This window comes from Bradyrhizobium sp. MI1.3 (assembly GCF_055811695.1).
Genome location: NZ_JBVVPQ010000183.1, coordinates 1 through 2,416, shown reverse-complemented (window position 1 = coordinate 2,416; position 2,416 = coordinate 1). Strand labels below are relative to the sequence as shown.

1 protein-coding gene and 2 pseudogenes are annotated in these 2,416 nt (G+C 62.5%); 1 reads left to right on the top strand and 2 read right to left on the bottom strand.

All coding sequences use genetic code 11. The annotated features are described in order from the left end of the window. Together AC0L3A_RS40465 and AC0L3A_RS40460 are read right to left on the bottom strand one after the other, a co-directional pair. Nucleotides 1-279 (bottom strand): recombinase family protein (locus AC0L3A_RS40465; protein WP_473256553.1); only part of this gene is annotated, 279 nt, incomplete at its 3' end. Between the two features lie 43 nt (nt 280-322). Then, nucleotides 323-565 (bottom strand): annotated as a pseudogene (locus AC0L3A_RS40460) (IS256 family transposase); the annotation flags it as partial. A gap of 258 nt (nt 566-823) precedes the next feature. On the opposite strand from AC0L3A_RS40460, the pseudogene AC0L3A_RS40455 reads away from it, so the two are divergent. Next, a pseudogene (locus AC0L3A_RS40455) lies at nt 824-2,011 on the top strand (IS110 family RNA-guided transposase); the annotation flags it as partial. Nucleotides 2,012-2,416 lie beyond the last annotated feature (405 nt).

Here is a 2,416-nt window from a genome sequence, read left to right as displayed (position 1 = left end):
CGTGCGCCCGTCGGAACCGGGATCATCGGCGTACCAAAGCATCGAGAACGCGACGTAGTGCGTCTCCATCAACGTCGCCACGACCACGCCGCTCGGGTCCCGCATCAGTCCGATTGGCAGCATAACCGCAAGTTCGCCGCGTTCGGCTTTAGCCAGCAGGCCGGCGGTCAGCCGGCTGCGGACCGTATGTAGCTCAAGCTCGGAGATCGAACCTTTCAGCCCGAGAAGCAAACGTCCGTTAGGAGTGCCCGGATCATAGACACCATCGCGGTCGGCGATCAGACAGGAGCTATCGCCAAATTTTGGTGACGGCCGGGGCCGGTCAGGCGGCGGCGGTTGTGGGCTGACGGTCGGTCGGCTTTGCGATGACCTCGATCCCGTTGTTGAATGTCACACCGAGAACGAGTTTTGGCAACTGGTTATGACCGTCGAGACGGCGCCAGCCTTTTTGGGCGCCCTCGATCAGTTTGAAGACCATCGCGAGCGCAGTCCTGTTGGACAGACAGCCCTTCGATCGGATCGTGCGGTGGCGCACGGTGGCGAAGATGCTTTCAATGGGGTTGGTAACCGGTATAAGATTTTCGGTGCTGATGTTCGGCTGCGGTTTTCAAGATCGTGGCGTATGGTGCGACCATCCGGGACAGAGGCACCGGGAGCACGAAGGTGTGGGCAGGCCGATGCGTACGATGAGCTGCGAGCTCGAGTTAGTAGCTGGCCGCCTCTACGACTAGCCCGGTTGCGCCGTGAGCGCGGATCCGTAGTTGTCGTGTCGCCCACCGTTCCCGTCATATGACAGGAGGTGTAAATGCGACGCATAATCGGAATGGATATCCACCGAACTTTCGGCGAGGTGGTTTTCTGGGAAGATGGCAGACTTCGACCGGCCGGTCGCGTCGATATGACCCGCACGGCACTGGAAGGCTTTGGCAAACGCCTTCAACCGATAGACGATGTGGTGATCGAAGCGACCGGCAACTGCATGGCGGTGTCACGGGTGCTGTCGCCGTTCGTGAAGCGGGTGGTCATCGCCAACCCATTGCAGGTGAAGGCAATCGCGCATGCCCATGTGAAGACCGACAAGGTCGACGCGGGCACGCTGGCCAGCTTGTACGCGGCCGGCTATCTGCCGGAAATCTGGACGCCGGACGCGGCCACAGAACGGCTGCGCCGGCTGATCGCCCGGCGTTACCAGGTCGTGCGGCATCGGACCCGGATCAAGAACGAAGTGCACGCAATCCTTCACGCGCACCTGATCCCAAAATGTCCGCACGCCGATTTATTCAACGGCCGCGGCCGCGATTGGCTGGCGCACCAGCCAGTACCTGACGACGAACGGGATGCTATTGAGCGGCATGTGCGCGAGCTCGATCGGCTCGCCGAAGATCTCACGATCCTCGATCGGGAGATCGCCACAAACAGCCTGGACGACGGCTCGGTCAGGCGGCTGCTGACGATCACCGGCGTCAATCTGGCGGTGGCGGCCGGGTTGATGGCGGCAATTGGCGATATCACGCGTTTCAAGAGCCCGCAGAAACTGGTCAGCTACTTCGGGCTCAATCCGCGTGTGCACCAGTCGGGCCTCGGTGCCGCTCATCACGGCCGGATCAGCAAGGTCGGACGTAGCCACGCCCGGGCCATGCTGGTAGAAGCCGCCTGGGCTGCCGCCAAGACACCCGGACCGCTCCACGCTTTCTTCGTGCGCATCCGCGCCAGACGGGGCCATCAGGTGGCCGCCGTCGCCGTAGCGCGCAAGCTGACCGTTCTGTGCTGGCATCTGCTGACGAACGAAGAGGATTACCTCTGGGCCCGGCCCAGTCTTGTCGCTCACAAGATGCGCGGCATGGAGTTACAGGCTGGCCGAGCGCAGAAAAAAGGCAACACGCGCGGCCCTGCCTACGCCTACAATATCAAACAACTCCGCGATCAGGAGATGCACGTCGCCGAGCAAGCGCAGAGAAGGTATGAGCACTTTGTCGAAGCTTGGCGCCCGCGCCCGCCAAAAGAAAAAAGAAAAGGCGCGCGGGCGCCTCAACCCGGCAGGACACAGATAGGGCTGCCCGGCGACGCTTACAGCCGACGCGCCGCTCTTCGCCACGAGGTCACCCGTGCAAGACAATAACAATCGCCGTTCGGGCTAGTTCCCATCCCCCTGGGACACGGGGCCGGTGAGTCATTGCTTCTTTCCAGGCCCGATCCGATCGAGGATGCCGCCGTGCTCGGGCCGGTCAAGGCCGAGCCTTGCGGTGGCCGCAAACTGCGGCCAGCCTTGACCGCCCCTGCGCGCGGCAGCTGCGAGAAGGGCGGTCGGGACATGGGGTAATCGCGGAGCAGGCTCCTTGCTAGTACCCGGAATCAGAGCTGAGTGATACGGCGGCCTTTGAAGCGACGTTGGCGGACCTTTTTCTTGGTCCAGACG